This is a genomic window from Terriglobus sp. YAF25, assembly GCF_052113305.1.
Lineage (GTDB): Bacteria > Acidobacteriota > Terriglobia > Terriglobales > Acidobacteriaceae > Terriglobus.
Genome location: NZ_JBFRCY010000438.1, coordinates 1 through 3,948, shown reverse-complemented (window position 1 = coordinate 3,948; position 3,948 = coordinate 1). Strand labels below are relative to the sequence as shown.

General features: G+C 55.3%; 2 protein-coding genes. Both read left to right on the top strand.

What is annotated here, in order from left to right; genetic code table 11:
- The coding region (locus AB4043_RS17435) for a sugar-binding protein (RefSeq protein WP_442307634.1) at nt 1–1,972 on the top strand (1,972 nt) is incomplete at its 5' end.
- Between the two features lie 65 nt (nt 1,973–2,037).
- Nucleotides 2,038–3,645: a sialate O-acetylesterase gene (locus AB4043_RS17430; RefSeq protein ID WP_442307633.1), complete on the top strand. Its 1,608-nt coding sequence runs from the start codon at nt 2,038–2,040 to the stop codon at nt 3,643–3,645.
- Nucleotides 3,646–3,948: the final 303 nt, after the last annotated feature.

The window sequence follows — 3,948 nt, the reverse complement described above, 5'->3', positions numbered from 1 at the left end:
ATCTGAGGTTGAGTGGGACGAACTGATCGACTACCTAGCAGCTCCTGCGGGTGTGGGTTATGCCTCCAAGCGGCCATCCAACCATCCCGGACCTTATACCGATGACTTTGRCACCATCTATCTGGAAGTCGGCAACGAAGAATGGGGTACGCAGGAAGTTCCGTCCAATGTGGAGTATGGACAGTGGGCTCACTTCGTTATCTCTAACGCTATCGCGGGCAAAAGTTACTTCAACCCTGCGCAGATCAAATTCGTAGCTAACGGCTGGGAGATCAACCCCTCGTTTGGCGCGGCTGCCGCCGCTGCTGCGCCAGAGGTATCCGTGGTGGATGCGGCTCTCTACTCGTCCGGAAATAATTCACTGACTGGTGATTCGCACTATCAGTCGGATTTGGTTCAGTTGCCTGTCACCAACGGGCCGCTGATTGACGCAATCTATGCGCAGCAGCAACGGGATGCGGCCAACGGAAGAAATTACAGCCTCGCGGCGTATGAAGAAGGCCCAGGAGTGGATACAGGCAGCTCTCCTGCCGATACATCGTTGGCCGGCGCCATTGGCGCCATTGATGTGAATCTCTATGCGACCATGCGCGGGTTTGGACCACAGAATTTCTTTGGCTATATGTTGGGCACTGGGCCTTTCACTTCGCACACCAACATCGCCAATGGATTCCGTCCGCATCCCATATGGGAAGCTCTGCAGATGCGCAACAACTACTGCTCCGGACCGATGGTGCTCACAAGCACCAACTCAGTTCCCACCTACAGTAACGCGACCATTACCGGCGGCCAGGCCGTACCTCTGATTGCCGTCTACACCTTCAAGGATGCCAATGTCCCCAATCAGGCGGACGTAGTGGTCATTTCACGCGACCTCAATAACCAGACACCGGTGACTCTGAATTTCCCGGCTACACCAACTGGAACGGCCACACTCTATGCTCTTACCGGTGATCCACGTATGGGCAACAATGACGAGCTGAATATTCCCATCCAGATGCAGACATTGAGCGGCCTAACAGCGAACTACACCTTCAACATGCCTCCGGGATCGATGTATGTCTTTCAGGTACCACTGAGTGGAACCTGGTCATCCACCGGACAGCCCACGCCCGCACCACCTGCAAGTCTCACGGCTTCGGCCGGCAACGGAGCGGTTACGTTGACCTGGCCGACCTCGACCGGGGCCACTGGATATAAAGTGCTTCGCGGCACAACCAGTGGAGGGCCCTACACACAGATTGGGACTTCGACTTCTGTTGTCTACACGGACTCGGTCGCGGCCAACGGTACCACGTACTACTACGTGGTGCAGGCCACAAACTCGGGCGGTACAAGCTCCAATTCTGCAGAAGCCGGCGCAACACCAAATGTGGAGAACGATGCCATGACTTCGACTCCGCCACCTCTGGATGGTTCCGATACCGGCGCATGGGCCAACGTTTCGTTTGTTCCTCTCCCGCATTACTTCTCGGGATCGTCGCAGGATACCGCGCAATACAAGACCCTATGGGACAGTAATTACTTGTACCTACTGGTCTCGGTACAGGATTCGTATCTGATCGCTCCAACAGCCGCGAACCTCTGGAATGGAGAGACTGTGGAAGTGTATTTCTCGGGTACTTACAACAGGAGCACCGCATACGGGATCACGGATTTTCAATATGCCTTCCCGTACGGTAACGGTGGAGCAGCGCTCACCGAAGTGCATCATAGTCCGTCGTCGCTGACGGGTGTGGTGTTTGCACAGCAGAACACCACTGGTGGCTATCAGATGGTCATGGCATTTCCTTGGACAACGCTCGGAACCACACCCGTTGTGGGACATCAGTATGGTTTAGACGTGATGGTGGATACGGCCTCCGCACAAGGAACGCGTCAGGGCAAGCTGGCCTGGTGGGCAACCTGCGACTGCACTTGGAACAACCCATCGAACATGGGGCCCCTCGTATTGACACAAGCCGCCCAATAGTAGCCCATCAGCGCTTTCATCCCTGGCACTGATGGGCGGCGAACTTCCCGTGAATCCATCCGCAGATGGGTTTGATTCCTGGCGCTCAAGCGCCGAACTGCTGGAGGAGCTTTTGTAACGTGATTGCCAGAACTGCTTATTCAATCGTCATTGCCGCGTGCCTGCTTGGGGGTTCAGTTGCCAGGGTTTGTGCCGAAGTGCGCTTCCCAAAGTTGATCTCCCATCATGCCGTCTTGCAGAGAGATAGTCCGATTCATCTATGGGGCTGGTCCACTCCGGGTGCCCATCTATTGGCGCATTTTCATCTACAAACTGCACCTGCTATCGCGGATGACATCGGACGTTGGAGCTTGTATCTGCAACCCGAATCGGGTGGAGGCCCGTACACTCTCACGGTTTCGGGCGATGGTCCGGACAACACATTGAACGATGTTTTGGTAGGAGATGTTTGGCTGGCGTCCGGCCAAAGCAACATGGAGTTTCCTCTGCAAGGCTTTGGGCCTGATACGCCTTTGAAGAACCAGGAAAAGGAGATTTCGGCGGCGCTCCGGCCGAATCTGCGTCTTCTACGAGTGCAGCCTATGAGCAGTGATGTGCCTGCTCAGGACATCACGAGTTCATGGACGATGTGCACACCGGAGACGGCCAGGAGTTTTTCCGCAGTCGCCTATTTCTTTGGCCGGGAAATCTCGGAGAGGGAGAAGGTTCCGGTCGGATTGATTGACATCAGCTATGGGGGAACTCCGGCAGACGCGTGGGTCTCGATGGACACGCTTGGGAATGATGCTCGGCTTCAGCGAGCGTTCGCCAGTCGTGCCACATTTGCGAATAGATCCGCCGGCCTGGAAGCCGTCTGGGCCGAAGAAAAACGCGAGGACGAAGCCGCCAAAACTGCTGGTAGGCCGATTCCTCGGCATCCGTGGCATCCCAACCCGTCTTCGTGGATGCCGTCCGGGCTTTACAACGGGATGATTGCGCCCTTCGTCCCGATGACGATCAAAGGGTTTCTCTGGTATCAGGGCGAAGCAAATGCCGGCCTGGACCGAGCGCCGTTCTATAGCGACCTGCTGGCTGCTCTTATTGGTGACTGGCGAATGCACTTTGAGCAGGGAAATCTGCCATTCCTGTTTGTGCAGATTTCGAGTTTCAATGCCCCAACAGAGGAGTGGCCAACGGTTCGTGACCAGCAGCGCCGCACGCTAAACGTAGCGAATACGGCAATGGCTGTTTCACTCGATGTAGGCGATGTGACGAACGTTCACCCCTCTGACAAACAGACTATTGGAGCGCGGCTCGCTTTGGCCGCCCGAGCTCTTGCATACGGTGAAGCCATTGACTATCAAGGGCCGCTCTTCCGGCAAGCCACCTCGGAATCGTCTCCGGATGGTTCGAATGCCATGCGGGTGTGGTTCGATCATGGCCAGGGACTGAATATGCAGGGAAAGCTGGTTGAAGGATTTGAGATCGCTGGTGAAGATCGACATTTCGTTCCGGCTTCCGCAACGATACAGGGTACGACTGTGCTCGTGAAGTCCAACATCGTGAAGGATCCCATGTTTGTGCGTTTTGGATGGAACAGCGTTGTTCGAGATAGTCTCTACAACGCAAATGGGTTACCGGCTTCGACGTTCACCTCCGAATCAACCGTTCAGTTCTCCTCTAGCTCGAAGTAATGGAATAGGCAGGAGGGATCCGGCAACCCCATCGCTCATCTGTCATAGTGCACATCAAGAGAGTGATAGATAAGCTCATCGGAAAGTTTATGTTTTCCGATGAGCTTTATCTTTCTAGGTAGAGTGGCTGCTGGAGTTGTCGAGGATGGAGCGGAGCGTTGGCCCCCCGGGTCTCTATTCTCCGACTGGTAGAACTTCTTCAATCCCTGCCCAGGGGCCACCTTGAAGCACGAGATATTTCAGATAAAGCACTGTGCCCATCCGATCTGCGGATCCGAGCAAGTTCTGAGCAGCCCCTTGCAC

What these genes read in the sequence shown, in the direction of transcription:
- AB4043_RS17430 (WP_442307633.1), top strand. Translation starts at nt 2,038, where the DNA reads ATGGGTTTGATTCCTGGCGCTCAAGCGCCGAACTGCTGGAGGAGCTTT.